This window comes from Streptomyces sp. NPDC001781 (genome assembly GCF_053596035.1).
In genome coordinates, this window is record NZ_JBSFFI010000038.1 from 26,102 (window position 1) to 52,049 (window position 25,948).

The window sequence follows — 25,948 nt, forward strand, 5'->3', positions numbered from 1 at the left end:
GTTGTCGTCGCGTGGAAGGTGCGCGCTCACGAACCCTGCGGCTGGCGGGCGCCGTTGGTGTCGAGGCGGGGTCCCTTGGCGAGCAGTTCGGACCAGTCGGCGGGCACCTTGGCGGGACGGACGTTCTCGTAGCCGAGCTTGACCTGGGCCTCGCTGGGCTCGGGGGTGCCGTCGGAGGACTTCTCGGCCCGGGCGCCGATGTCGGAGGTGCGGCTGTCGCTGTCCCCGTTGTTCTGAACGGCGTAGCGCAGGCCGGTGTCGGTGACCAGGAAGAGGCCGCCCGCGGTGGTCGCGGTGCCCTGGCTCTGGGTGTAGAGCAGGCCGGTGCCGGGGGTGACGTAGGTGCTGGTGCCGTCGGCGGTGATCTCGGCCGGGTAGTCCTTGCCGGCCCAGGTGCTCAGGGTGGTGGTGTTGTCGCGGGAGACGTCGCGGAGCACGCTGCACACCGTGTCGCGGCCGGAGCCAGCTGTGTTGACCCGACTCGCTTGCTGCTGGGGCCAGCTGGCAGGTTGCTCGGCGAACGGGGCGGGGTCGGCGGTGAAGTCCTGGAGGCCGACGGTGCTCGCCCGGTTGTTCATGTTCAGCTTGCCGGTCTGCGGTGAGGTGATGAGCAGCCAGGCGGTGAAGTCGCTGACGGACTGCACCTTTCCGGGGAGCACGACGTAGTACCTGGTGCCCTCGCCGGTCTCGGTCCGCAGGACCATGCCGACCCTGTTCTCCTGGGGGGAGAGCTGCCCGGGCACCCCGGCGGGGGCGCCGACGTTCGCGGGGAGCCGCGGGAAGCGGATGGGGGCGCCCTGGTGGAGGGTGGCGAGCCATTCCTTGGTGACCGTCTGGGGCTGCCGGGTGCCGACGAGGGCGTTGGTCAGCAGGTCGTCGGCGGTGCCGGTGAGGGCGTAGGCGGTGCCGCGTGCGTCGACGAGGTATCGGGCGCCGGTGCGGGTCTTGACGTAGAGCACGTCACCGCCGTGGAGGCGGCCCGCGCCGTCCGTCTTCGGAGCGTCCCGTGCGGCGAGGACGAAGGTGGCCTGCTGGACGGTCTCGCCCTTGCCGCCCGGCTGTTCGCACACGGCCCAGCGCTTGGCGGTGCCCGCGTCGTCGGCGGCGGGGAGCCTGTCGGGGGCGTAGGGGATGCCGAGGATGGGGCCGCGCGACAGCTTGCCGGAGTCGAGGATCTTGTCGCTGACCTGGATGACCTGGTAGCCGGCGTCGTTCATCAGCAGGCGGGCGGAGGCGAGGTTGAGCACGGGGTGCAGGCGGGTGGTCCTCCCCGTCTTGAGCACGACGTAGCGGGTGGTGGACTGCTTGCCGACGATGACGCGGGTGCCGGGCTCGTCCCAGCCGGAGGGCGCGGTGGGCTGGAACATGCCCCAGGCGCCGAACACGGCGAGCGTCAGCGCGCCCGCGACCAGGGTCGGAACGACGGCCCGCAGCGGCTTGGGGGCGCCTTCCTCGGTCCCGGACGGCGACGGCTGGAGGAAGGCGGCGAGGGTGCGCCTCTTCGCGAACGTGTAGGCGTTGAGTTCATCCCGCCGTGATGCCATAAGTGCCTGCTTCTCCCCGTTGTCGCAGTGGCGGGCACCGGTCCCGCGTCGCGATGTCAGACCGGCCCTCTACTATGCATGGTGGCCGCCGGTGCTGGTGGAGCGGGTAGGGTACCGGGGCCTTCGAGGGGCCCGAATGGGATGCCGGGACCTGTGAGTTGTGAGTGATACGGGGGGATTCGGTGATGGCTTCCGTTACGCGGTCGCGCTTGCGGGGCCGGGCGCGGGCCGGGGACCCTCGCGCGTCCGGGCCGGAGTCCGGCGGATCGCGGGCGGAGTCCGGGACTCCGCCCGTCCCCGGCGGAACCCGCTTCCGTACGACGGGTGGGCAGGTCGGATCGTTTCGCCTGCAACGGCTCGTACTGCTGGAACTGGCGGTCGCCGTCCTCGTCGTCGGCTGGGTGATCTCGCCGTTCGCGCTGATGCCCGCGGGCCTGGTCGCGGTGGCGCTGGTACTGCTGGCGGTGGTGCGCCGCAGGGGCCGCACGCTCCCCGAATGGCTGGTCACCGCGCGGGCGTTGAGGGCTCGTCAACAGCGCGCCCGGAAAACACCCGTTCCGCCGGGCACGGAGCCCGCGCTGGTGCCCGCGCTCGAGTGCGAGCCCGCGCTGCGGACCTACTCGTACGGGGGACGCGACCGGCGTCCGGTCGGCATGGTGGGTGACGGCACGTTCCTCACCGCCGTGCTCCAGGTGGAGGCCGACGCGACGGCACTGCGCGCCGACCGCGATCGCCAGCCCCTCCCTCTCTCCCTGGTGCGGGACGCCCTGGAGGTGGACGGCATCCGGCTGGAGTCCGCCCAGGTGGTGCTGCACACCCAGCCAGCCCCCGCGCTGCACCTTCCCCAGCAGTCCGTCGCCGTCGCCAACTACCGTCCGCTGCAGGAGCAGACGGGCGCTCCGGCGGTCCGCATCACCTGGATCGCGCTGAAGCTCGATCCCGAGCTGTGCGCCGAGGCCGTGGCCGCGCGCGGAGGTGGCCTTCCGGGGGCGCAGAGGTGCGTCGCGCGGGTGGCGGACCATCTGGCGAGCCGGCTGACGGGCGCGGGCATGCGGGCGACCGTTCTCGACGAGGAGGAGCTGATCGGCGCGCTTGCCATCTCGGCCTCCGCCAATCCGCTGGTCACGGCGGAGGCGGGGCGCGGTGAGCGGCGCGAGCGGCGCACCGAGGAGTCCGGGCGCGGCTGGCGCTGCGACAACCGCCGGCACACCACGTACTGGATACGGCGCTGGCCCCGGCTGGGCGGGGAACGGGGCGAGACGCTGCCGCAGTTCGTCGCGCTGGTGACGGCGACGCCGGCACTGGCCACCACGTTCAGTCTGACGCTCGCGCGGGCGGAGCGGCAGGAGGTGATGCTGACCGGTCACCTTCGGGTGACGGGGCGCAGCGACGACGAACTCGTGGCCGCGCGCCGCTCGCTGGAGGGTGCGGCCCGGCACGCCGGGGCGGGGCTGGCCCGGCTGGACCGTGAGCAGCTACCGGGCATGCTGGCCACGTTGCCACTGGGAGGCGCGCGATGACGAGCACACAGGCGGTCACCGCCCCGGAGGCGCCCACGCGCGTGGGGTCCGGGCTGCGCCGGGCCGGGGAGCGGCTGCGGCAGGGGTTCGGGCTGCTCGGTCCCCGGCACGGCCGGCATCTCCTGCCCGCCGCCGAACTGGACGCGCTCGCGCTGCCCATCGGCGACGACGGCGTGGTGGCGGGCGTGGACACCGAGGGGCGTCCCGCGGTGCTGGGCGTCAACCGGCCGACGCCGTACGACGTGGTGCTGATCGGCGGCCTGTGGACGGCGCAGGTGCTTGCGCTGCGTACGGCGGCCACGGGTGCGCGGGTCGCGGTGGAGACCGGCCGTCCGCAGGCGTGGATGCAGATGGTGCACGCCATGGGCGGCGGGCAGAACGGCCTCTCGGTGTACGAGGTGGGCCGGGTGCCTCCGCAGGGCGCGTCCGCGGGCACGCCGGTGCTGGTGGTGCGGGACTGCGGGATGCGGCCACCGCGTGGGCGGGTGGCGGCGGGTCCCTGGCAGTCGGTGGTGACGCTGCTGCCGTATCTCTCCCCGGTCGCGCCCCGGTTGCTGCGCCAGGCGCGACTCACCGGCATCCAGCGGGTCTCGCCGGACGAGGCGGCCGAGCTGGGGCGCACGATGGGGTTGTCGCGGACCGAGGTCGGGTCGCTGCCGGAACTGCCCGACGGGGTCACCCTGTGGTGCACCGACCGGGACCGGCAGTACGTGCTGACGCAGCCCACCGACGCCGAGGTCGGACTGCTGGGCAACCCGCGGCGGATGGACTGAACCGGCCGTTCCCGGAGGCTTTGTTCGTGTTGTGAGCGTTCCGGGTGTGAACCGGGCCTGCCGGGGTGGGGCTCGTGGTGATTAGGCTGGGAGCGGGCGCGATGCCGAAACCCGTGGACGGGCACCGTCCCTGGGGGGAGCGGCGGTGGACCTGGCTGTCACACGGCCCGGTCGCCCTGGCACGCGATGAAAGTGCTCGACCACACCAGGAGGAACTGTGAGCAGCGATCGGGACGGTATGCGCGGGGGCTGGGCCACACCCGACGACGACCAGCCCGACGCGGAGTCGGCAGTCGAGAACACGGGCGAGTTCACCATCGACTACGCGCCGCCCGCCTGGTACACGCAGAACGCGTCGTCGTCCGGCGCGGGAGCCTCCGGCGTCTCGGCCGGTGGCGGTACGAACGCTTCCGGTCAGCCTGCTCCTGTGCCGCCGTTCCCGGCGACGCCGCACGCGCCCGGCACGCCGTACAACCCGCCCACGCCCTCGGCCCCGCCCGCACCGTCGGCCGGCAGTCCGGTGCCGGTGCCGGTGCCGCAGCTTCCGACGGGGTTCGAGGCGCAGGGGGCCGGCGACACGTCGGCGCCCACGCCCGAGCCGGAGCCGGATAACGGGGACTTGGAGTCCGGGGCGACCGTGCGCTTCTCAGCCGCCGCGCTGAAGCGGGAGATCGCGGAGCGGGATGCGGTCGAGGAAGGGGCGGCGGACAGGGGCGACGAGGACGCCCAGGGTGCGCCCGGCACGGACGCGGGGACGGATGCCGCCGCTGCCGGGGCCGGCGACGAGAAGCCGAGCGCTTCCGCCGAGGCCGGGAACGAGGACGGCACGGTCGAGGCGGAGTCAGCCCAGGACGAGTCCGCCCGGGACGACACCCCCGACGCTTCTCCCGAGCAGGAGTCCGCCGCCCCGGAGGCCGGTACCAAGGGCGCGGAGGCCGGCACCGGGGCCGCGGACGTCCCGGAAGCCCCGGCCGCCGAGGCACCCGTTGCCGAGACCCCCGCCTGGACTCCCCCGCCCGCCCCGCAGCAGGGCGTCCCTCCGCTGCCCCCGTCGTACCAGCCCGCCGCTCCCGCCCCGGCGGCACAGTGGCCCGCGCAGGCCGGGCCCACGCCGGACCGGCCGCCGCACGCAGCCGTGCCCCCGCAGCAGCGGCCCGCCCCGACGCAGCCCGTCCCGGCCGCGTGGGACCAGCCGGCTCCCCAGCAGCCGACTCCTGCGCCCGGTTACGGCTTCCCGCCCCAGCAGCAGGCCCCGCAGCCGCCACCGGCACCGGCACCGGCACCGGCACCGGCACCGGCACCGGGCCACGGCTTCCCCGCGCAGCCCAATCCTCCCGCGCAGCAGCCCGGTCACGGCTTCCCGCAGCAGCAGGGCGCCCCCCAGCAGCCGCAGACGGCTCCCACCCCGCCGCCCGCCGCCTTCCCGCGCCAGCAGAGCGACTCTCCCCAGCCCCCCAACCCCCCTGCCACGCCCGCCGGTTACGGCTTCCCGCAGCAGAGCGCACCGCAGCAGCCCCCGGCCTCCCCCACCCCGCCCCCCGGTTACGGCTTCCCCCAGCAGCAGACCGGCTCCCCGCAGGCCGACCCGACCGCACCGCAGCCCGGTAACGGCTTTCCGCGGGGTCCCGAGGGCCGGCCCCCCGTGGATCCCCGTGCCGGTGCCGCGTGGCCGCAGCCCCTGCAGCACGACCAGCGGCAGCCCACGCATCCCGGTGCCGCGCCGCTCGGTTACACCGCGGCGGTGGAGCTGTCCTCCGACCGTCTGCTGAACAACAAGCGGCAGAAGACGCGCAGCGGGCGCCCCGCGGCGGCCGCGTCCCGGTTCAAGCTGGGCGGCAAGAAGGAGGAGGCGGAGCGGCAGCGCAAGCTGGAGCTGATCCGCACTCCGGTGCTGTCCTGCTACCGCATAGCGGTGATCAGCCTCAAGGGCGGCGTCGGCAAGACGACCACGACCACCGCGCTGGGTGCCACCCTGGCCTCGGAGCGGCAGGACAAGATCCTCGCCATCGACGCCAACCCGGACGCCGGCACCCTCGGCCGCCGGGTGCGACGGGAGACCGGCGCGACCATCCGTGACCTGGTCCAGGCGATCCCGCACCTGCACTCGTACATGGACATCCGGCGGTTCACCTCGCAGGCGCCCTCCGGGCTGGAGATCATCGCCAACGACGTGGACCCGGCCGTGTCGACCACGTTCAACGACGAGGACTACCGGCGCGCGATCGACGTGCTCGGCCGCCAGTACCCGGTCGTCCTGACCGACTCCGGAACCGGTCTGCTCTACAGCGCCATGCGCGGGGTGCTGGACCTGGCCGACCAGCTCATCATCGTCTCCACGCCTTCGGTGGACGGCGCGAGCAGCGCCAGCACCACGCTGGACTGGCTGTCCGCGCACGGGTACGCCGATCTGGTCTCCCGCTCGATCACCGTCATCTCCGGGGTCCGCGAGACCGGCAAGATGATCAAGGTCGACGACATAGTGGCGCACTTCGAGACGCGCTGCCGCGGTGTGGTCGTGGTGCCGTTCGACGAGCACCTGGCGGCCGGTGCCGAGGTCAACCTCGACATGATGCGCCCGAAGGTGCGCGAGGCGTACTTCACGCTCGCGGCGATGGTGGCCGAGGACTTCGTACGGCACCAGCAGGCGCACGGGCTGTGGACCAGGGACGGCAACCCGCCGCCGGTCGCCGCGCCGCCGATGCCGGGACAACCGGCCCCCGGTCTGCCCTACCCGCCGCAGCACCCGCAGCAGCCCCAGCCGTTCGTGCCCGGCCAGCAGCAGTACCCGGCCCAGCCGTACCCGCCTCAGCAACCGCAGCATCAGCCGCAGCCGGGGCATCCGTACCCCTCGCAGCCCGGCCCGCAGCAGTACCCGTATCCCGGCCCGCCCCAGGGGCCGCCCCCGCAGGCGCCCCCGCCCCAGGCGCCCCCGCAGCAGTAGCCGGAGACGGCGAAGGGCGGCCGGTGCTCAACGCACCGGCCGCCCTTGCGTGTTCCTGGGGCTCTACGCGTCCGCGGCCACGATCTCCCGGCACCGCTCCACGTCCGCGGCCATCTGGACCAGCAGGTCGTCCAGCGAGTCGAACTTCGCCTGACCGCGCACATAGGCGAGGAACTCGACGGCGACGTGCATCCCGTACAGGTCGAGGCCCACGCGGTCGATGGCGTACGCCTCCACCGTGCGCTCGGTGCCCTCGAACTGCGGGTTGGTGCCGACCGAGATCGCGGCGGGCATCGTCTCGCCCTGGGCGTACAGGTATCCGGCGTAGACGCCGTCGGCGGGGATCGCGGTGTGGGGCAGGGTCTCCACGTTGGCGGTGGGGAAGCCGAGTTCGCGGCCGCGCTGGGCGCCCCGGACGACGATGCCCTCCACTCGGTGGGGGCGGCCCAGGATCTCGCGGGCCCCGGCGACGTCGCCCTCGGCGATCAGGTTGCGGGTCAGCGTGGACGAGAAGGGCTTGCCGCCGCCCGCCTCACCGGTGACGTACAGGTCGACGATCTCCACTTCGAAGTCGTAGACCCGGCCCTGCTCGGCGAGGAAGTCCACGGTGCCGGCCGCCCGGTGCCCGAAACGGAAGTTCGGACCCTCGACGACGGCCTTGGCGTGCAGCTTGTCGACCAGGACCTTGACGACGAAGTCGGCCGGGGAGAGCTGTGAGAACTCGGTGGTGAAGGGCAGCACGAGCACCGCGTCGACACCGAGGTCCGCCATCAGTTCGCAGCGGCGCGGGTGCGGGGCGAGCAGCGGGGGGTGGCTGCCGGGCCGTACGACCTCGCTGGGGTGCGGGTCGAAGGTGACCACGACGGCCGGGACACCCAGCTTCCGGGCACGGTCGACGGCGTGCTCGATGATCAACTGGTGGCCGCGGTGGACCCCGTCGTAGGACCCGATGGTGACGACGCTGCGCCCCCAGTCCTGGGGGATGTCCTCCAAGCCACGCCAGCGCTGCACTGTGACCGCTCCTCGAACCCGTGTCCGTGTCTGACTCTTGTGCAGGTCCAAGAGTGCCATGCCGGGTCACCCGGCTCCGCATCGGTACGCCCCCTGTGACCGGGCGCACGCCGAAAACCCCTGCTCACGCCGGTACGGGTGTCCCGGCACGCTCCTCGATCGCGCGCCGCGCACCGGGGCCGACCACGGCGGCCCACTCCTCCGGCGCCTCCGTCAGCCAACTGGCGAGCCGGGCGCCGAAGCCGGGCAGCTCGCGGACCAGTCCGGTCAGCCGGTGGTCGCCGTCGCCGGGGGTACGGCGAAGGAGCCCGGCGGTGCGGTGGATCAGCCCCCGGGTCTCCTCCACGATGGGGCCCGCGCTGTCACCGTCCACCAGGGCGGCGGCCGCGCGCAGCACCGCGACCAGTACCTCCGGGTCCCGTTCGTGGGCGAGCAGCAGGCCCAGGAGTTCCCGGCGCAGCGGGGTGGTGGCCGGGCTGCCGGGGGTGACGAGGGCGGCGGCCAGGGCGGCGCGGGCCGCCTCGAAGCCCGTGCCGAGCAGCCCGGTGAGCAGCGGCAGCAGCTCGGTGCGGGCGGTGGGGCCGTGGCCGAGGCGCCGGTCGACGTACTCGGCGACACACGCGGCGGCCTCCGCGCGGGGAGCGACCGTCTCCCGGACGACAGCGGCGATACGCCGGGCGAGCGCGGGATCGGTGACGGTGGCGAGCGCGCGCAGGCTGACGGCGGGGTCGGGACCGCCGCGCAGCCGCACGCGGAAGGCGTCGAGCACGGTGTCGGGGTGGGTGGCCAGGGCCGGGAGGAGCGCGGTGGGCGGCAGACCGCGGTCGCCCGCCGTGAAGTGGCGCAGCGCCCTGGGGAGGTGCTGGTCGCGGCTCACCGGGTCGACGGTCAGCAGCGCGAGCGCGCCCCCGTGCAGGGCGCGGTCGGCGGGCCGGGCCAGGAGGGCGTGGGCGGCGCGGCGCAGCAGGGTGTGGTCGGCGGCTGTGCCGGTGTGGGGTGCCGTGCGGCGGGCCAGGACCAGGGCCGTGGCCCGGCGGCCGGGGTCCTCGTCGCGGGCCCAGCGGTCGACGGCGCGGCAGGCGGCGGAGGGTTCGTCCTCGGCGAGGACCGCGAGGAGTTCGACGGCTCTGCGGTGGCCGCTGTCGATCAGGGCCTCGGTGAGGTGGTCGAGCGCGCCGTGTCGGTGGGTGTGCAGGAGGGCCTGGGCGGCGGTGGCCACGGTGGCGTGCGGGGTGGCGGGCAGCGGACGCTCGTCCTCGAACCAGCGGGTGAGGTGCGGCTGCCCGCCGGCCGGGTCGGCGGCGAGCAGCCGGGCCGCCGCGTCCAGGCAGCGCTCCCCCGCCCCCTCGGCCACCGGCGGGTCGGCCGGCACCAGCAGCCTCAGCAGGGCGAACCGCTCGGCGTCGGGCAGCGCGAGCGCGGTCCAGAAGGCGGGCCCGAACTCCTCGGGCACCGCCAGCCCCGCGCGCCGCCAGGCCACGATCCGGTCGGCCAGGAAGCGCAGCTCCTCCCGGTAGGGCAGCGCGTCCGGGGTGCACAGCAGGGTCCGGGAGAGCAGCCGGGCGGCCCACCAGGACTCGGGGTCCAGATCGAGGGCGTCGGCCAGTTCCCGCAGCCGGAAGGCGAGCCGGCGGGGTCCGCAGCGGCGGCCGAGGAGCAGCAGGGCCTGGACGACGGGCCCGATCCGGTGGTGCGGCACCGGCATGACCCCGGCCGGCCGCTCCGCTCGCGGTCGGTGGACCAGGACGTGCAGCGCTTCGTCCAGGTCGAGATGCGTGCCCTGCACCCAGTCCGCGAACTCCTCGTGCGCGAACCGGTATCCGCCCCCGGAACGGACCAGCAGCCCCTCCTCCAGCACGGCCGACGCCCACCCCGTGCCCCCGCCGAGCCGGGCCGGGGCGCGTCCGGGCGGGAAGACGGCCGCGAAGGTCTCCCGGTCCAGCAGGCCCCGCCCGTGCCCGAGCGCGCACCGGGCGGCCTCGTGCACCTGCCCGGCGACCCGGGTGGCGAGACGCCGTACGGCGGTGTCGCCGAGCCCGTCGGCGGCGGCGATCCGCTCGGCGATGCGCAGGCACACCAGGTCGAGGTGGGCTGCGAAGACCTCGTACCGGTCCACCGGGCGTGGGGGCGTGTCGACCGGGAGCCCGGACAGCAGGCGCAGGGCGAGCGGATGCCGGGCGTCGGCGTCGGTGAGGGCGCCGTCGGGGACGGCGTACCGGGAGCGGGCGGTCCGGGCCTCCTGGCGGGTCAGCCCGGCAAGGCGCAGGCGCGCGGGGAAGTCCTCGGCGGCGCTCTCCCAGAACTCCTCCCCGCAGGCCAGCACCAGCCGGGCCCCGGTGGCGCGCAGCCACGCGGCGGTCACCCTGGCCCACTCGGGCAGCAGGGCGGGCGGCATCTCCTCGGGGGCGTCGAGGCAGAGCAGCAGCGGGCGGCCCGCATCGGCGGCGAGTCGGGCGAGCGCTTCGGGGTCGAGGGCACCGAGGTCGGCGGGCCGGGCGGGTCCCGAGGCGGCGGCGACCGGCGCGGCCCGCTCCAGCGCTCTGAGGACGGCGTCGGCCACCGAATCGTCCGTGTCCCGCAGGTCGGCCCCGCGCAGCCACAGCGTGGGTGCCGGGGTGTCGCCCTGTCGGCGCCGGGCGGCGAGCGCCGCCAGCTCGGTCGTCCGGCCGCTGCCTGGATCGCCGGTGAGTGCGAGCACGGCGTGCGGGCCCGCCAGGAAATCGGCCGACTCCCGCGCCACCGAGGCGCGTTCGACGATCCCGGCCAGACCCGTGAGGGTGCCGGGCGGGCCGTCCTGGCTGACGGAGGCGGCGCAGAGCTGGAGGATCCCGGCGAGGTTGAGGTCGGTTCCGTAGGCCGGGACGGTGGTCGCGTTGCGGGCGAGCAGCGCGGTGAGCGCGGGGTCCGCCTCCCCGGCGGGGCGTACGGGGGCGGCGAAGCCGGAGTCGCGGTCCGCCGAGTGCAGGCAGGCGCCGAGGACACCGAGGACCGCGCCGGTACGGGCGTCGAGCACGGGGCCGCCGGTCGTGCCCCCGCCCGGCCGGAGCGCGTCACGGGCGGCGGTGCCGAGCGCGAGTTCCAGCGCGTCGCCCAGCACCTGGCCCCGGCCGCCGGCCGGGTAGGCGGCGGGCGCGGCCGTGAGGACCCGCGCCTCGCGCCAGCCGCCCGCGGCGAGCCGTACATAGGTGCCCGCCTCGATCCGGTCGCGCACGGTCAGCGGCAGCGGGGCCACGCCCAGGTTCTCGGTACGGACGAGCGCCAGCCCGTGGCGCGGCAGGGGTACGACGGCCTCGGCGTCGACCACGCGCGTGCGGTCGTCGGCCGCGCGCAGGACGAGCCGGTCCAGACCCTCGACGGCCTCGTGGCTGGTGAGCAGGGTGCCGTGGTGATCGGCGAGGAAACCGATGCCGCGTGGGCGCCCGGAGAGGTCGCGGATCTGCACCAGGGCGTCCGCGCAGTCGTCCACATCGCCGCTCCCCGTCCGCGGCTCCTCTCCCGCCATGGTCCTGCCTCCCCAGCCGTGCACCAGCATCTCGCCTCGACGGTAGGCGCGCGATGATCACCGGAACAGGTCGCTGGGAGAAAGCGCCCCCTCCGCTCCCCCGGTTCACTCCGAGCGCCCGGCCGGACGGGTGAATCGGCGGTGCGGAGTGGATAGAGGTCAGGGGTGGGGGAACCGAGGGGGGACCGTGGAGCGGCGGATGTGGCACGTACCCCGTGACCGCCGCTCCACGGGCACACCCGTGGCTCTCCGGGGAGGACCCGCTCAGCCGAAGACGGCGAGGCTCTTGGCCTTGCCCTTCTGTTCCTCGACCAGCGCGAGGAAACGGCCCTCGGGATCGAACACCGCGATCGGACCGGCGCCGGCGTACTCCTCGGGCATCTCCAGCCGGACGCCGTTCAGCAGCAGCCTGCCGCGCTTGGCGTCCACGTCCCAGCGCGGGAACGCGGCGGAGGCGGCCTCGGCGACCGGCATCACGGTCAGCTTCTCCTGGAGCTGGTCCAGGGTCCGCGCGGAGTCCAGCTTGTACGGGCCGACCCGCGTCCGGCGCAGCGCCGTGAGGTGGCCGCCGACGCCCAGGTCGGCGCCCAGGTCGCGGGCGAGGGCGCGGATGTAGGTGCCGGAGGAGCACACCACGGAGACGACCAGGTCGAGCACGGGGGTGCCGTCCTCGGCGACCGCGTCCCGGACGTCGTACACCGTGAAGGAGGAGACGGTGACCGGGCGGGCCGGGATCTCGAAGTCCTCGCCCTCACGGGCCCGCTTGTAGGAGCGCACGCCGTCGATCTTGATGGCGCTCACCTTGGACGGCACCTGCATGATGTCGCCGCTGAGCTTGGCGATCCCGGCGTCGATCGCCTCGCGGGTCACCTTGGAGGCGTCGGTGGAGGAGGAGATCTCCCCCTCGGCGTCGTCGGTGAGGGTGTTCTGGCCGAGCCGGACGGTGCCCAGGTACTCCTTCTCGGTCAGGGCGAGGTGCCCGAGGAGCTTGGTGGCGCGCTCCAGACCGAGGACGAGGACACCGGTGGCCATGGGGTCGAGGGTGCCGGCGTGGCCGACGCGGCGGGTCCGGGCGATCCCGCGCATCTTGGCGACCACGTCGTGCGAGGTGAAGCCCGACGGCTTGTCCACGATGACAAGGCCGTCGGGCGGAGTGGGCTTGGCTGTCATTCGGTGCTGTCGTCCGTCTCGTCGTCGGACTCCGGCTTGCGGTACGGGTCCGCGCCACCGGCGTACGGGGCGCCCGCGGACGCCTCGCGCACCTTGGCGTCGGACTGCCGGGCCCGGTCGAGGAGGTCCTCGATGTTGCGGGCCGTGTCCGGCAGGGCGTCCGCGACGAAGGTCAGCGTGGGCGTGAACTTCACACCGGCCGCGCGGCCGACCTCGGAGCGCAGGATGCCCTTGGCGCTCTCCAGTCCCGCGGCGGCTGCCTGCCGCTCCTCGTCGTCGCCGTAGACCGTGTAGAAGACGGTCGCCTCCCGCAGGTCACCTGTGACGCGCGTGTCCGTGATGGTGACGTGCGAGCCGAGCCGGGGGTCCTTGATCCCACGCTGCAGCTTCTGGGCCACCACCTCCCGGATGAGGTCCGCCAGCCTTTTCGCCCGAGCGTTGTCGGCCACTGGTCCGTCTCCCGTTCTTTCTTCTGCTTGGTGTTTCTTCGGTCAGTCGTCGTCGCCGTGGAAGCGCCGTCGCACGGACAGCAGCTCCACTTCCGGGCGGGCGGCGACCAGCCGTTCGCACTGGTCCAGTACGTCGGTGAGGTGCGCCGCGTCGCCGGACACCGTGGCGAGGCCGATGAGCGCTCGCCGGTGCAGGTCCATGTGGTCCACCTCGGCCGCGCTCACGGAGTACTTCCGCTGGAGTTCGGCGACGATCGGACGGACGACGGAGCGCTTCTCCTTCAGCGAGTGGACGTCGCCGAGGAGGAGGTCGAAGGACAGAGTCCCCACATACATGTGAAACCGGTTGACCCGCCGGTCCGGGATCGGTGGTCTAAGCACCGTACCGCTTGTCCGCCGGTGGCTCGACAAGGTTTTCCCGGCGCCGTGCTGCCTGGGGGCTCCGCCCCCGGATTCCCGGCCTGTAGCCACCGGGGATCCGGGGGCGGAGCCCCCAGGACGGCGCGTCGGCCGACAGAACCGAAGTCCCGCCGGCCGACGCACAGCGCAGCGTTACGCTCGCGGCTTCTCGCGCATCTCGTACGTCGCGATGACGTCGTCGACCTTGATGTCGTTGAAGTTTCCGAGGTTGATACCACCCTCGAAGCCTTCGCGGATCTCGGTGACGTCGTCCTTGAAGCGACGCAGACCGGAGATGTTGAGGTTCTCCGCGATGACCTTGCCGTCGCGGAGGAGGCGCGCCTTGGTGTTGCGCTTGACCTCGCCCGACCGGACCAGGACACCGGCGATGTTGCCCAGCTTGGACGACTTGAAGACCTCGCGGATCTCCGCCGTGCCGAGCTCGACCTCCTCGTACTCCGGCTTGAGCATGCCCTTGAGGGCCGCCTCGATCTCCTCGATGGCCTGGTAGATCACCGAGTAGTACCGGACGTCGACACCCTCGCGCTCCGCCATCTGCGCCGCGCGGCCCGCGGCGCGGACGTTGAAGCCGATGACGATGGCGTCGGAGCCGGTCGCCAGGTTGATGTCGGACTCGGTGACCGCACCCACACCGCGGTGCAGGATGCGGATGTCGACCTCTTCGCCGACGTCGAGCTGGAGCAGCGAGGACTCGAGAGCCTCCACCGAACCGGACGCGTCGCCCTTGATGATGAGGTTGAGTTCCTGCACCAGACCGGCCTTGAGGGCCTCGTCCAGGTTCTCCAGGGAGAACCGGACCCCGCGCCGGGCGAAGTTGGCGTTGCGCTCGCGCGCCGCCCGCTTCTCCGCGATCTGACGGGCCGTACGGTCCTCGTCGACGACCAGGAAGTTGTCGCCGGCGCCCGGGACGTTGGTGAGACCGAGTACGAGGACCGGGGTCGAGGGACCCGCCTCCTCCACGTTCTCGCCCTTGTCGTCGAGCATCGCGCGGACACGGCCGTACGCGTCGCCGACCACCATGGTGTCGCCGACCCGCAGGGTGCCTCGCTGGACCAGGACGGTCGCGACGGCACCGCGGCCGCGGTCGAGGTGGGACTCGATCGCGATGCCCTGCGCGTCCTGCTCCGGGTTGGCGCGCAGGTCGAGCGAGGCGTCCGCGGTCAGGACCACGGCCTCCAGCAGGCTCTCGATGTTGAGGCCCTGCTTGGCGGAGATGTCGACGAACATGGTGTCGCCGCCGTACTCCTCGGCCACCAGACCGTACTCGGTGAGCTGACCGCGCACCTTGGTCGGGTCCGCACCCTCGACGTCGATCTTGTTGACCGCGACCACGATCGGCACGTCGGCCGCCTTGGCGTGGTTCAGCGCCTCGACCGTCTGCGGCATGACACCGTCGTTGGCCGCGACCACCAGGATGGCGATGTCGGTCGACTTCGCACCACGGGCACGCATGGCGGTGAACGCCTCGTGACCCGGGGTGTCGATGAAGGTGATCTTGCGCTCTTCGTCGTTGACCTCGGTCGTGACCTGGTACGCACCGATGTGCTGCGTGATACCGCCGGCCTCGCCCGCGACGACGTTCGTCTTGCGGATGGTGTCCAGCAGTCGGGTCTTACCGTGGTCGACGTGACCCATGACGGTCACGACCGGCGGACGCGGCATGAGGTATTCCTCGCCGCCCTCGTCCTCGCCGAACTCGATGTCGAAGGACTCGAGCAGCTCGCGGTCCTCCTCCTCCGGGCTGACGATCTCGATGATGTAGTTCATCTCGCCGGCGAGGAGCTGGAGCGTCTCGTCGGAGACGGACTGCGTGGCAGTGACCATCTCGCCGAGGTTCATCATCACGGCGACGAGCGACGCCGGGTTGGCGTTGATCTTCTCCGCGAAGTCGGTGAGGGACGCACCGCGCGACAGGCGGACGGTCTGTCCGTTGCCGCGAGGCAGCATCACGCCGCCGACCGACGGGGCCTGCATGGCCTCGTACTCCTGGCGCCTCTGACGCTTCGACTTGCGACCGCGACGCGCGGGACCGCCGGGACGGCCGAAGGCGCCCTGCGTGCCACCACGGCCACCCGGACCACCGGGACGACCGCCGAAGCCGGGACGGCCACCGCCGCCACCGCCGGGACGGCCGGCGAAGCCGCCGCCACCGCCACCGGGACCACCGGGACGGCCGGCGAAGCCGCCGCCACCGCCACCCGGACGGCCGGCGAAGCCGCCGCCACCCGGACGGCCGCCGCCGCCACCGGGACGACCGCCGGCACCGGGACCGCGGCCACCGGGGCCACCGCCGCCGGGACGCGGGCCCGCGGCGGGACGCTGCGGCATCATGCCGGGGTTCGGACGCGGACCGGCCGGGCCGGGACGCGGGCCGCCCTGCGGACGGGGCATGCCGGCGGGCGAGGGGCCGGGACGGCCCGGAGCCTGCGGACGCGGACCGCCGCCCTGAGCGCCCGGACCCTGCGGACGGGGACCGGCGCCGGGGGCACCGGGACCGCCGGCGGGACGGGGACCGCCCTGCGGACGGGGCGCCTGCGGGCGCGCCATGCCGGTGGAGCCACCGGAGGTGAAGGGGTTGTTGCCCGGACGGGGACCCGCCGGACGGGCGCCGCCGGGACGCTGGCCCTGGCCACCGGGGCGCGGGGCGCCCTGGCCGGGACGGCCCGACTGACCCTGGCCCTGACCGCCCTGACCGGGAGCGGCCGGACGGGCGCCACCGGGCTTGGGGGCACCGGGACGGGCGCCGCCGGGACGCGGGGCCTGCGTGGCGGGACCCTGCGCGGCGGGGGCCTGCGGAGCCTGGGCGGCCGGCGGAGCGGTGAACTCCGGGGCGGCCGGGGCCGGGCGCGGCGCGGGCTTGGGACCCGGCACCGGACGCGGGCCGGGAGCGGCCGGCGCGGGAGCCGAGGGAGCCGCCGGGGCAGCGGGCTGCTGCGCGGCGGGCTTGGGGGCGCCCGGCTTCGGGGCAGCCGGACGGGCCGACTGCGCCGGGGAGGGCGCGCCGGGCTTGGGGGTCGCCTTGCGCGGGGCGGGCTTACCGGCGGACTTGCCGTTGCCACCGCCCTGGAAGGCGTCGGTCAGCTTGCGTACGACAGGCGCTTCGATCGTCGAAGACGCCGAACGGACGAATTCACCGAGTTCCTGGAGCTTGGCCATGACGACCTTGCTCTCGACACCGAACTCCTTGGCGAGTTCGTATACCCGGACCTTAGCCACTTCGCTCCTTTGAGGTCCGGGTGATGCCGGACCGTCGCTAGTTCATGGGCGTACTCATCGCGTACTCATCGAGTGCTCATCGCAATCTCGACCTGCTTTCGACTCGCGAGGTACCAGGCCGCCGCGGTGTTCCGGGCGGCACTTCTTACGGTGTTGCCTGCTCGGCAACTGTCGTCTGCTCGACGTATCGGCGCAACGCGTTTGTGTCGAGCGCTCGCGGGGCGCGCAGTGCCCGCGTGAACGCCCGGCGGCGAACCGCCTGGTCCAGACAGACCGGTGCCGGGTGTACGTAAGCACCCCGGCCGGGCAGCGTACCGCGAGGATCGGGGACGCAGGCGTCCTCGATCATCACGATCCGCAGTAGATCGTTCTTGGCCGCCCGCTTCCGGCACCCCACACAGGTGCGTTCAGGGCATGCTCGGATGTGCGTCCGGCCAGACACGGTTAAGTCTACCTCCCCGTACCGACCTCACCCCTTTGGGGCAGAGATCGAACAGTTGCAGTGCGGTGAACGGTCACGATCCGGCCGGGATCTGTCCTGATCTTTGCGGTGATCAAGGCAGGCCCCGGACCGGATCGGGTGGGCGGACGACCGGAACTAGTTGGTGACCTGCTCGGTGTCCGGCCGGATGTCGATGCGCCAGCCGGTGAGCCGGGCGGCGAGCCTGGCGTTCTGGCCCTCCTTGCCGATGGCCAGCGAGAGCTGGTAGTCCGGCACGGTGACCCGCGCGGAACGGGCGGCGAGGTCCACGACCTCGACCTTGCTCACCCGAGCGGGTGACAGGGCGTTCGCCACCATCTCGGCCGGGTCGTCCGACCAGTCGACGATGTCGATCTTCTCGCCGTTCAGCTCGCCCATCACGTTGCGCACCCGGCCGCCCATCGGGCCGATGCAGGCGCCCTTGGCGTTCAGGCCCGAACGGGTGGACCGTACGGCGATCTTGGTGCGGTGGCCGGCCTCGCGGGCGATGGCGGCGATCTCCACCGAACCGTCCGCGATCTCCGGCACCTCCAGGGAGAACAGCTTCTTCACCAGGTTGGGGTGGGTGCGCGAGAGGGTGACCGACGGGCCGCGCACGCCCTTGGCGACGCGGACCACGTAGGACCGCAGCCGCATGCCGTGCTGGTACGTCTCGCCGGGGACCTGCTCCTGCACCGGCAGGATGGCCTCCAGCTTGCCGATGTCCACCAGCACGTTCTTCGGGTCGCGGCCCTGCTGGACCACGCCGGTGACGATGTCGCCCTCCCGGCCGGCGTACTCGCCGAGCGTGGCGTCGTCCTCCGCGTCGCGCAGCCGCTGCAGGATGACCTGCTTGGCGGTGGTGGCGGCGATCCGGCCGAACCCGGAGGGGGTGTCGTCGAACTCGCGGCGCTCCTGGCCCTCCTCGACGTCCTCCGGATCCTCCTTCGCCCACACGGTCACGTGACCGCTCTGGCGGTTCAGCTCCACGCGCGCGTGACGCCGGCTGCCCTCGGTGCGGTGGTACGCGATGAGGAGGGCCGACTCGATCGCCTCGACCAGCAGGTCGAAGGAGATCTCCTTCTCCCTGACCAAACCCCGCAGGGCGCTCATGTCGATGTCCACGGCTACGCCTCCTCCTCTTCCTTCATGTCCTTCTTGTCCTTGCGGTTGAACTCGACCTGCACCCGCGCCTTGGCGATCTCCGGGAAGGCGAGCCGGCGGTCGGTGGCCTTGCGGCCCTTCACACCGGGGACCTCGAGGTCCACGCCCTCGTCGTCCGTGCCCAGGATGCGCGCGACCACTTCGCCGCCGTCGGCGAGCTGGAACCTGACCAGCCGGTCCACGGCGCGCCGGTAGTGGCGGGGTTCGGTCAGGAGGCGCTCGGCGCCCGGGGTGCCGACCTCCAGGTCGTACGCCTGGTCGCCCATCGCGTCGGTCTCGTCGAGCTTCGCCGAGAGCGCGCGGCTCACATCGGCGATCCGGTCCAGGTCCGCTCCGGTGTCGGAGTCGACGACCACGCGCAGCACACGCTTGCGTCCGACGGAGTCGACGGCGATCTCCTCGAGATCCAGCCCCTGGGAGGTGACGAGCGGTTCGAGCAGCTCTCGCAGCCTCTCGCTCTGGGTGGTGCTCATCCGGGTGACTCCTCGGCCGCGTGTGCTGTTGTGGGATGGTCGCGTGTCTGGTCAAAGGGTATCCGGTCGCGATGGGTGTTGCCGTCCACCCTCGGTGTGCACGCACCCCCCGCGCGTCCGTCCGGTGGGTGGTCGGGGGTGAGGGACGGTGCCGGTGAGTGGTGCGGGGACGGGGCGCGGGTACGGTGATCACGGGCGGGCGGCCTGTTCGAGAAGGGCCCCGCTCCGCGGTGCCCTTCCCCGAGTCTGTCCCGCCTCTCCCCGTACGAGTTCCCCGAGGACGTCTGCCGTGCCGTACTCCCCACCGCCGCGCGCCCGTTCGGGGCCGCGAAGAAGAACCCTGCTCGCCTCCCTCGCCGGTGCCACCGCTCTGCTGACGGGGTGCTCGGCCGGGTCGAGCCCCGCCGAGCGCGCGGCCTCGGCGGCCACTCGCGCCCGCGCCCGCGCGGCGCGGGACAGCGCCGATCTGCTGGCCCGCTACGACGCGGTGCTCGACGCGCATCCGGCGCTCGCCGACCGGCTGTCCCCGCTGCGGGCCGCGGTGGCCGCGCACCGGGACGCCTTCGGCGGCACGCCCGACGACAGGGAGACGGGCGCCGAGGCGCCGAAGTCCTCCTCGCCGGCGCCCACCGCGTCCGCCGACGCCGGCGAGGCGCTGGTCTCGCTGGCGTCCGCCGAACGGACCGTGGCGGATCGTCGCGCGGCGGCGCTGCTGGAGGTGCCGGGCGAGCTGGCCCGGCTGATGGCATCGGTGTCGGCGGCCGGTTCCGCGCACGCCTATCTGCTGACGGAGGCGGCGAAGTGAGCGACAGCAGCAGGACGGACAAGGCGAAGCAGGCCGAACTGACCGCCCTCCAGGCCGCGTTGACGGCGGAGCACGCGGCCGTGTACGGCTACGGTGTCGTCGGCGGCCGGATCGGCACGCCCCGGCGGGGTGAGGCCCGCTCCGCGTACGACGCCCACCGCGCGGCCCGCGACATCCTGGCCCGCTCGGTCCGCGACCTGGGTGGCGAGCCGGTGGCGGCGAGCCCCGCCTACGCGCTGCCCTTCACGGTGGCTGACTCCGCCGCCGCGCTGCGCCTCGCGGCGGAGCTGGAGGAACGTCTCGCCGGGGTCTACGCCGACCTGGTCCGCGCCACCAGCGGCTCCCGCCGCACCAGCGCCGCCGTGTCCCTGCGCGAGTCGACGGTGCGCGCGGTCCGCTGGTCCGGCCACGCACTCGCCTTCCCCGGCCTCGCGGAACGCACCGACGACACGACGGGCCGCGCCGGCGCGACGGACACCCGACCTTCCGCGTCTCCGACGGCCTGAACCGGGTACCTGGAAGGCGTAGCCTTCCCTGGGCCTTCGGTTGTAAGGCACAGCAGGCGGACGCAGCAGAAGGGGAACGACTCGCGCATGGCTTTGGAACCGCCCCGGCGACTGGTCCGGGCGAGCCGGGAGACCGCGCCGCCCGGTGACGACTGGCTGGCGGGACTGCCCGAGACGGCCGAACGGGCCGTCGCCGGGCGCGGGTTGACCGTGGACCGGGTTCAGGTGCCGGGCGGCCGGAGCAGCCTGGTGCTGCTGGTGCGGCGCGCGGACGGCAGCCCCGCCGTGCTGAAGCTCGCGCCCGCGCGGGCCCGGCCGGAGAGCGAGCGGGCCGCGCTGGAGCACTGGGGCGGCCTGGGAGCCGTACAGCTCCTGGACGGCGGGCCCGATGACGTGGCGGAGGGTGCGCTGCTGCTGGAGCGGCTGCACCCGGACGTGTCGGTGCGCTCGCTGCCGGAGGCCAAGGCGCTGCTGGAGGCGGCCGGGACGCTGCGCCGCCTGTGGGTGGACCCGCCGGCCGGGGACGGCGCGCACCGCTTCGAGACGGTGGCCGAGCGCACGGGGCGGCAGGCCGAGGCGATGGCTGCGAGCGCCCTGCGGGACCCCGACTCGGTGCCCCTGGTGGACGCGGCGCTGGCGGTGCGCGAGGAACTGCTGGCCGGGGCGCCGGACCACCGGCTGCTGCACGGCACGTTCCGGCAGAGCAAGGTGCTCGGCGGGGAGCGGCTGCCATGGCTGGCGGTCGGCCCGGACCCGGTGGTCGGCGAGTCCGCCTTCGATCTGGCGCGGCTGGTGCGGGACCGGGTGGAGGACCTGATCGCGGTGCCGTCCGGCGCGGCGGTGACCCGGCGCCGGATCAAGCGGCTCGCGGAGTCGCTGGAGGTGGACCGGGAGCGGCTGCGCGGCTGGACGCTGTTCCGGGCCGTGGAGTCCGGGGTGCGGGCCCGCCGGGTGGGCCGGGAGCAGGACGCCGATCTGCTGCTGGAGTTCGCCACCTGGCTGTAGCCGGACGTGAGAAGGCCCGGCCGCGCGGTGCGGCCGGGCCTTCTCACGCATCCGCTCAGGCGGTGAGGCGGGCGATGGCCTCCTCGACCGTCAGCTCCTCGCGCTCACCGGTCCTGCGGTCCTTCAGCTCCAGCACACCGTCGGCGGAGCGCCGCCCTGCGACCAGGATCTGGGGTACGCCGATCAGCTCGGCGTCGGTGAACTTCACGCCCGGCGAGACCCCGGCCCGGTCGTCGACCAGGACGCGGACGCCCGCGGCGGACAGCTTCTCGGCGACGTCGAGGGCCAGCTCGGTCTGGAGCGCCTTGCCCGCGGCGACCACGTGCACGTCGGCCGGGGCGACCTCCTTGGGCCAGCACAGGCCGTGCTCGTCGGCGGTCTGCTCGGCGAGGGCGGCGACGGCGCGGGAGACACCGATGCCGTAGGAGCCCATGGTGACGCGGACGGGCTTGCCGTTCTGGCCGAGCACGTCGAGCTTGAGGGCGTCGGCGTACTTGCGGCCGAGCTGGAAGATGTGCCCGATCTCGATGGCCCGGTCCAGCTTCAGCCCGGCGCCGCACTTGGGGCAGGGGTCGCCCTGCTGGATCACGACGACGTCCACGTACTCGTCGACCTCGAAGTCACGGCCGGCGACGACGTTCCTGGCGTGCGTGTGCTCCTTGTTGGCACCGGTGATCCAGTCGGTGCCGGGAGCCACGCGCGGATCGGCGATGTACTTCACCTTCTCGCCCAGGCCCTGCGGTCCGACGTAGCCGCGCACCAGGTCGGGGCGGCCGACGAAGTCCTCCGCGGTGACCAGTTCGACGGCGGCCGGGGCGAAGTGCGCCTCGACCTTGTCCATGTCGACCTCGCGGTCACCGGGCACGCCCACGGCGACGATCTCGCCGTCCACCTTGACCAGCAGGTTCTTCAGGGTCGCGGAGGCCGGGACGCCGAGGGAGGCGGCGAGGGTCTCGATGGTCGGGGTGTCCGGGGTGGGGATCTCCTGCAGCGCGGGCACGGCCGAGCCGTCGACGGCGGCCAGGTCGTAGTACACGGCCTCGGTGTTGGCGGCGAAGTCGCAGCTGGGGCAGTCGGCGAAGGTGTCCTCGCCGGCCTCGGCGGGGGCGAGGAACTCCTCGGACCGGGAGCCGCCCATGGCGCCGGCGGTGGCCGCGCAGATGCGGTAGTCGAGGCCGAGGCGCTCGTAGATCCGCTGGTAGGCGGCGCGGTGCAGGGCGTAGGAGGAGGCCAGGCCCTCGTCCTCGGTGTCGAAGGAGTACGAGTCCTTCATGAGGAACTCGCGGCCGCGCAGGATGCCCGCGCGGGGACGGGCCTCGTCCCGGAACTTGGACTGGATCTGGTACAGGATCACCGGCAGGTCCTTGTAGGAGGACGCCTGGTCCTTCACCAGCAGGGTGAAGATCTCCTCGTGGGTGGGGCCGAGGAGGTAGTCGCCGCCCTTGCGGTCCTGGAGGCGGAACAGCTCGGCGCCGTACTCGTCCCAGCGGCCGGTGGCCTGGTAGGGCTCGCGCGGCAGCAGGACGGGGAGGACGACCTCCTGGGCGCCGATGGCGTCCATCTCCTCGCGCACGATCCGCTCGACGTTGGCGAGGACCTTGGCACCCAGCGGCAGCCAGGACCAGACACCGGCGGCGGTGCGGCGGACGTAACCGGCGCGGACGAGAAGCTTGTGGCTGAGGACCTCGGCGTCCGCCGGGTCGTCGCGCAGCGTCTTCGCCAACAACTTGGACATGCGCTGGACCGGTACGTTCGCCATGTTTCTCGTACTCCTGCCGGAAATGTAGGTGATGGCTAAGCGCTGTCCCGTAATCCCCGGTGGATGAGCGCGCGGCGGCGGATGCGGTGCATCGCAAGGCGGAGGGTCGCCCTCGTACTGGGCGTACGTGGGCGATCCGACAACGCGGCGAGGCACCGTGGCTGTCGTCTCGCGCCCGCCGGGGATTACGGGACAGCCCTTAGGAGGTTAGCCGGGGCTCGGGCGCGGGTGGAAATCGGTTAACGGCGGCGCAGCGGCAAGGGGGCGCCCATCACCGCGTACGGCTTGGGGGCGCTCGGGAAGTGGACCTGGCGGGCGAGGTCGGTGTAGCCGAGGGCGTGGTAGAGGCCGCGGGCGGGGCTGTCGGTGTCGATGGCCGAGAGGATGGAGCGGGGTTCGGCGGCGCTGTCGGTGATGCGGGTGATCAGGCTGCGGCCGACACCCCGGTTCTGGTGGCCGGGATGGACGTGCAGCTCGGTGATGACGAAGGAGTCGTCCAGCCAGCCGTCGTTGCCCTCGGCACGCAGGTAGGGCTCCACGACGGTGGACCACCAGTGGGCGCGGGAGTTGGGCATGCCGTACACGAAGCCGATCAGCGCGCCCCTGCTGGTGGCGCCGAGCGCGCGGGCGCCGGGCGTGCGCATGTGGCGCTGGACGATCTGGCGGCGTACGGCGACCTCGTCGGGGCCGAGGCCGAAGGCGAGGGCCTGCACGGCGAGGGCCTCGTCGACGTGGGCTGCGAGGTCCAGGGTGCCGATCACGAGGTCCATGCGGGGAGCGTACAGGGGTGGCCCGGTGTGCCCGTCAGAAGAGAACACTCATGAACTCGCCGACCTCCTCGAACCCGACCCTGCGGTAGGTGGCGCGGGCGGCGGTGTTGAAGTCGTTGACGTAGAGGCTGGCGATCGGTGCGATGTCGGAGAGCGCGTAGCGCAGTACCGCGGCCATGCCGGGGGCGGCGAGGCCCTTGCCGCGGTAATCGGGGGCGACCCAGACGCCCTGGATCTGGCACGCGTGGGCGGTGGCGGCACCGATCTCGGCCTTGAAGACCACGTTGCCGTCGCCGTCGAGGCGGGCGAAGGAGCGGCCGGAGCCGACGAGTTCGGCGACACGGGCCTGGTAGAGCAGTCCGCCGTCGCCGGCCGTCGGGGAGACGCCGACCTCCTCGGTGAACATGGCCACGCAGGCAGGCATGATCATGTCCATCTCGTCCTTGCGGACGCGCCGGACGTAGGGGTCGGGCTGGATGTCCTCGGGCATGTGGTCGGTGACCATGAGGGGCTGGCGGGTGCGGACCTCGCGGGCGGGGCCCCAGTGCGGTTCCAGCAGCCGCCACAGCTCGGCGGTGGGTCCGGCGGGGCCGACGACGGAGGAGCAGCGGCGGCCGGCCCGGCGGGCGCGGTCGGCGAAGGCGCGGACGGCACGGGGCGTGGCGCAGACCGGGACGAGGTTGGCGCCCGCGTAGCAGAGGGAGGTGAGCATGCCGTCCTCGTACCAGCCCCACATCTCGCCGCCGAGGCGCCAGGGGTCGAGGCCGGCCACCTGGACACGGGCGGTCACGAAGGCGTTGGCGACGGGCTCGCGGTCGAGGACCGCGAGCGCTGCGTCGAGGTCGCTCGGTTCGAGCACCCGTGAGGTGGTCTGGGTCAACACGTGCGGGGCCTCACCCTGGGGGTTCTGCTGTGGTCCCCGCACTATAGCCGCGCTGCTTCGGGGGTGCGCCTCCAGTTCGGGTGCGGTGCGTTCGTCGGCGGGCGCGGGGTCGTTAGGGCTGGTCGCGCAGTTCCCCGTGCCCCTGGAGGGGGAGGGGGCCCGCGGCCCGGTTCCCCCTCCAGGGCACAGGACTTCTCAGCCCGCTACCGCCACCGTCGGCTCGCCCGAGGCGATGCCGTCGGCCTCCATCTGCTCGGCGAGCTTCATGGCTTCCTCGATGAGGGTCTCCACGATCTTCGACTCCGGAACGGTCTTGATGACCTCGCCCTTGACGAAGATCTGGCCCTTGCCGTTGCCGGAGGCCACACCGAGGTCCGCCTCACGGGCCTCGCCGGGCCCGTTGACGACGCAGCCCATGACGGCGACACGGAGGGGGACCTCCATACCGGTCAGACCGGCGGTGACCTCCTCGGCCAGCTTGTAGACGTCGACCTGCGCGCGGCCGCAGGACGGACACGAGACGATCTCCAGACCCCGCTGCTTGAGGTTCAGCGACTCCAGGATCTGGTTGCCGACCTTGACCTCCTCCACCGGCGGCGCCGACAGGGAGACGCGGATGGTGTCACCGATACCCTCGGAGAGCAGGGCACCGAACGCCACCGCCGACTTGATCGTGCCCTGGAACGCCGGACCCGCCTCCGTCACACCCAGGTGAAGCGGGTAGTCGCAACTCGCGGCCAGCTGACGGTACGCCTCGATCATCACGACCGGGTCGTTGTGCTTCACCGAGATCTTGATGTCGCGGAAGTCGTGCTCCTCGAACAGCGACGCCTCCCACAGCGCCGACTCCACCAGCGCCTCCGGAGTCGCCTTGCCGTACTTCTGCAGCAGCCGGCGGTCCAGCGAGCCGGCGTTGACGCCGATCCGGATCGGGGTGCCGTGGTCCTTGGCCGCCTTCGCGATCTCACGGACCTTGTCGTCGAACTGCTTGATGTTCCCGGGATTCACCCGCACCGCCGCACAGCCCGCCTCGATCGCCGCGAACACGTACTTCGGCTGGAAGTGAATGTCCGCGATCACCGGGATCTGCGACTTCCGCGCGATCGTCGCCAACGCGTCCGCGTCGTCCTGCGTCGGACACGCCACCCGCACGATCTGACAGCCCGACGCCGTCAGCTCCGCGATCTGCTGCAACGTCGACCCGACGTCCGAGGTACGGGTCGTCGTCATCGACTGCACCGACACGGGGGCGTCTCCGCCGACCGCGACGGAGCCGACCTGGATCTGGCGGCTCTTGCGCCGCTCGGCGATCCTGGTCGGTACGGACGGCATGCCGAGAGAAATCGCAGTCATCTGCTGTGCAACCCCAAGTCGTGGATCAAGATCCGGTCCCGTGAACCGCGGGCACCCAGGCTTTGAGATTACGACACGGCGGTGTCCGCCAGCACATCCCACCCGGCAAACCCACCCGATGGGCGGGGGGGGGGGCGCGCGGCGGGCGCGGCGCCCGGCGCGGCCGGTGCGGCGAGGGGGTAGGCGGCGGGGGGGGGGCGAGACCCGGCCGCCGCGCTGCTCGG

The 25,948-nt window shown here is 73.3% G+C and carries 20 protein-coding genes; 6 read left to right on the forward strand and 14 right to left on the reverse strand.

The window, feature by feature from the left end:
- Positions 1–26 precede the first annotated feature (26 nt).
- Entirely contained in the window at positions 27–1,544 is a 1,518-nt protein-coding gene (eccB, locus tag ACWCV3_RS26220; RefSeq protein WP_451228908.1) for a type VII secretion protein EccB, read from the reverse strand.
- A gap of 185 nt (positions 1,545–1,729) precedes the next feature.
- Between eccB and eccE the strand changes: the two genes are divergently transcribed.
- The 3 genes from eccE to ACWCV3_RS26235 all read left to right on the forward strand — a co-directional run bounded on the left by eccE (position 1,730) and on the right by ACWCV3_RS26235 (position 6,778).
- Positions 1,730–3,064, forward strand: coding sequence for a type VII secretion protein EccE (eccE, locus tag ACWCV3_RS26225; protein WP_451228911.1), 1,335 nt, complete (start codon positions 1,730–1,732; stop codon positions 3,062–3,064).
- Positions 3,061–3,837, forward strand: a complete 777-nt coding sequence (locus ACWCV3_RS26230; protein ID WP_451228914.1) for a hypothetical protein — start codon at positions 3,061–3,063, stop codon at positions 3,835–3,837. Before eccE ends, ACWCV3_RS26230 begins: the two co-directional genes overlap by 4 nt.
- 238 nt (positions 3,838–4,075) lie before the next feature.
- On the forward strand, positions 4,076–6,778 hold the full coding sequence (locus ACWCV3_RS26235; RefSeq protein ID WP_451228965.1) for an SCO5717 family growth-regulating ATPase: 2,703 nt from the start codon (positions 4,076–4,078) through the stop codon (positions 6,776–6,778).
- Between the two features lie 63 nt (positions 6,779–6,841).
- On the opposite strand, the gene ACWCV3_RS26240 is transcribed toward ACWCV3_RS26235, so the two are convergent.
- The 9 genes from ACWCV3_RS26240 to rimP all read right to left on the reverse strand — a co-directional run bounded on the left by ACWCV3_RS26240 (position 6,842) and on the right by rimP (position 18,643).
- Positions 6,842–7,789 carry a bifunctional riboflavin kinase/FAD synthetase gene (locus ACWCV3_RS26240; RefSeq protein ID WP_451228917.1) on the reverse strand — a complete coding sequence of 316 codons (948 nt, stop codon included), beginning with the start codon at positions 7,787–7,789 and terminating at the stop codon, positions 6,842–6,844.
- Between the two features lie 124 nt (positions 7,790–7,913).
- Positions 7,914–11,291 carry a trypsin-like peptidase domain-containing protein gene (locus tag ACWCV3_RS26245; protein ID WP_451228920.1) on the reverse strand — a complete coding sequence of 1,126 codons (3,378 nt, stop codon included), beginning with the start codon at positions 11,289–11,291 and terminating at the stop codon, positions 7,914–7,916.
- A 264-nt stretch (positions 11,292–11,555) separates the two neighbouring features.
- Positions 11,556–12,461, reverse strand: a complete 906-nt coding sequence (truB, locus tag ACWCV3_RS26250; RefSeq protein WP_451228923.1) for a tRNA pseudouridine(55) synthase TruB — start codon at positions 12,459–12,461, stop codon at positions 11,556–11,558.
- Positions 12,458–12,910 carry a 30S ribosome-binding factor RbfA gene (gene rbfA, locus ACWCV3_RS26255; protein ID WP_451228926.1) on the reverse strand — a complete coding sequence of 151 codons (453 nt, stop codon included), beginning with the start codon at positions 12,908–12,910 and terminating at the stop codon, positions 12,458–12,460. Before rbfA ends, truB begins: the two co-directional genes overlap by 4 nt.
- 42 nt (positions 12,911–12,952) lie before the next feature.
- Positions 12,953–13,246 (reverse strand): DUF503 domain-containing protein, encoded by a 294-nt coding sequence (locus ACWCV3_RS26260; RefSeq protein ID WP_030817206.1) that lies wholly within the window; start codon positions 13,244–13,246, stop codon positions 12,953–12,955.
- Between the two features lie 216 nt (positions 13,247–13,462).
- Positions 13,463–16,546 carry a translation initiation factor IF-2 gene (gene infB / locus ACWCV3_RS26265; RefSeq protein ID WP_451228931.1) on the reverse strand — a complete coding sequence of 1,028 codons (3,084 nt, stop codon included), beginning with the start codon at positions 16,544–16,546 and terminating at the stop codon, positions 13,463–13,465.
- A 145-nt stretch (positions 16,547–16,691) separates the two neighbouring features.
- Positions 16,692–16,988, reverse strand: coding sequence for a YlxR family protein (locus ACWCV3_RS26270; protein ID WP_451228934.1), 297 nt, complete (start codon positions 16,986–16,988; stop codon positions 16,692–16,694).
- Between the two features lie 156 nt (positions 16,989–17,144).
- Positions 17,145–18,131: a transcription termination factor NusA gene (gene nusA, locus ACWCV3_RS26275; RefSeq protein WP_451228937.1), complete on the reverse strand. Its 987-nt coding sequence runs from the start codon at positions 18,129–18,131 to the stop codon at positions 17,145–17,147.
- Between the two features lie 2 nt (positions 18,132–18,133).
- Positions 18,134–18,643 (reverse strand): ribosome maturation factor RimP, encoded by a 510-nt coding sequence (gene rimP / locus ACWCV3_RS26280; protein WP_451228940.1) that lies wholly within the window; start codon positions 18,641–18,643, stop codon positions 18,134–18,136.
- A 289-nt stretch (positions 18,644–18,932) separates the two neighbouring features.
- Between rimP and ACWCV3_RS26285 the strand changes: the two genes are divergently transcribed.
- The 3 genes from ACWCV3_RS26285 (at position 18,933) to ACWCV3_RS26295 (ending at position 20,959) form a co-directional block, all read left to right on the forward strand.
- Positions 18,933–19,448: a hypothetical protein gene (locus ACWCV3_RS26285; protein ID WP_451228943.1), complete on the forward strand. Its 516-nt coding sequence runs from the start codon at positions 18,933–18,935 to the stop codon at positions 19,446–19,448.
- On the forward strand, positions 19,445–19,954 hold the full coding sequence (locus ACWCV3_RS26290) for a ferritin-like domain-containing protein (protein WP_451228946.1): 510 nt from the start codon (positions 19,445–19,447) through the stop codon (positions 19,952–19,954). Before ACWCV3_RS26285 ends, ACWCV3_RS26290 begins: the two co-directional genes overlap by 4 nt.
- An 87-nt stretch (positions 19,955–20,041) precedes the next feature.
- Positions 20,042–20,959 carry an aminoglycoside phosphotransferase family protein gene (locus ACWCV3_RS26295; RefSeq protein WP_451228948.1) on the forward strand — a complete coding sequence of 306 codons (918 nt, stop codon included), beginning with the start codon at positions 20,042–20,044 and terminating at the stop codon, positions 20,957–20,959.
- Between the two features lie 55 nt (positions 20,960–21,014).
- On the opposite strand, the gene ACWCV3_RS26300 is transcribed toward ACWCV3_RS26295, so the two are convergent.
- The 4 genes from ACWCV3_RS26300 to ispG form a co-directional block, all read right to left on the reverse strand.
- Positions 21,015–22,718, reverse strand: a complete 1,704-nt coding sequence (locus ACWCV3_RS26300) for a proline--tRNA ligase (RefSeq protein ID WP_451228951.1) — start codon at positions 22,716–22,718, stop codon at positions 21,015–21,017.
- A 239-nt stretch (positions 22,719–22,957) separates the two neighbouring features.
- Positions 22,958–23,488, reverse strand: coding sequence for a GNAT family N-acetyltransferase (locus ACWCV3_RS26305; RefSeq protein WP_451228954.1), 531 nt, complete (start codon positions 23,486–23,488; stop codon positions 22,958–22,960).
- A 34-nt stretch (positions 23,489–23,522) separates the two neighbouring features.
- Positions 23,523–24,371 (reverse strand): GNAT family N-acetyltransferase, encoded by an 849-nt coding sequence (locus ACWCV3_RS26310; RefSeq protein ID WP_451228957.1) that lies wholly within the window; start codon positions 24,369–24,371, stop codon positions 23,523–23,525.
- Between the two features lie 195 nt (positions 24,372–24,566).
- Complete coding sequence (ispG, locus tag ACWCV3_RS26315; protein WP_451228960.1) at positions 24,567–25,724, reverse strand: flavodoxin-dependent (E)-4-hydroxy-3-methylbut-2-enyl-diphosphate synthase; 1,158 nt, start codon at positions 25,722–25,724, stop codon at positions 24,567–24,569.
- Between the last annotated feature and the right edge of the window lie 224 nt (positions 25,725–25,948).

Coding starts and splice junctions, on each gene's coding strand:
- eccB (WP_451228908.1), bottom strand. CDS start 1,544: ATGGCATCACGGCGGGATGAACTCAACGCCTACACGTTCGCGAAGAGG.
- eccE (WP_451228911.1), top strand. CDS start 1,730: ATGGCTTCCGTTACGCGGTCGCGCTTGCGGGGCCGGGCGCGGGCCGGG.
- ACWCV3_RS26230 (WP_451228914.1), top strand. CDS start 3,061: ATGACGAGCACACAGGCGGTCACCGCCCCGGAGGCGCCCACGCGCGTG.
- ACWCV3_RS26235 (WP_451228965.1), top strand. CDS start 4,076: ATGCGCGGGGGCTGGGCCACACCCGACGACGACCAGCCCGACGCGGAG.
- ACWCV3_RS26245 (WP_451228920.1), bottom strand. CDS start 11,291: ATGGCGGGAGAGGAGCCGCGGACGGGGAGCGGCGATGTGGACGACTGC.
- truB (WP_451228923.1), bottom strand. CDS start 12,461: ATGACAGCCAAGCCCACTCCGCCCGACGGCCTTGTCATCGTGGACAAG.
- ACWCV3_RS26260 (WP_030817206.1), bottom strand. CDS start 13,246: ATGTATGTGGGGACTCTGTCCTTCGACCTCCTCCTCGGCGACGTCCAC.
- rimP (WP_451228940.1), bottom strand. CDS start 18,643: ATGAGCACCACCCAGAGCGAGAGGCTGCGAGAGCTGCTCGAACCGCTC.
- ACWCV3_RS26295 (WP_451228948.1), top strand. CDS start 20,042: ATGGCTTTGGAACCGCCCCGGCGACTGGTCCGGGCGAGCCGGGAGACC.
- ACWCV3_RS26300 (WP_451228951.1), bottom strand. CDS start 22,718: ATGGCGAACGTACCGGTCCAGCGCATGTCCAAGTTGTTGGCGAAGACG.
- ACWCV3_RS26305 (WP_451228954.1), bottom strand. CDS start 23,488: ATGGACCTCGTGATCGGCACCCTGGACCTCGCAGCCCACGTCGACGAG.
- ispG (WP_451228960.1), bottom strand. CDS start 25,724: ATGACTGCGATTTCTCTCGGCATGCCGTCCGTACCGACCAGGATCGCC.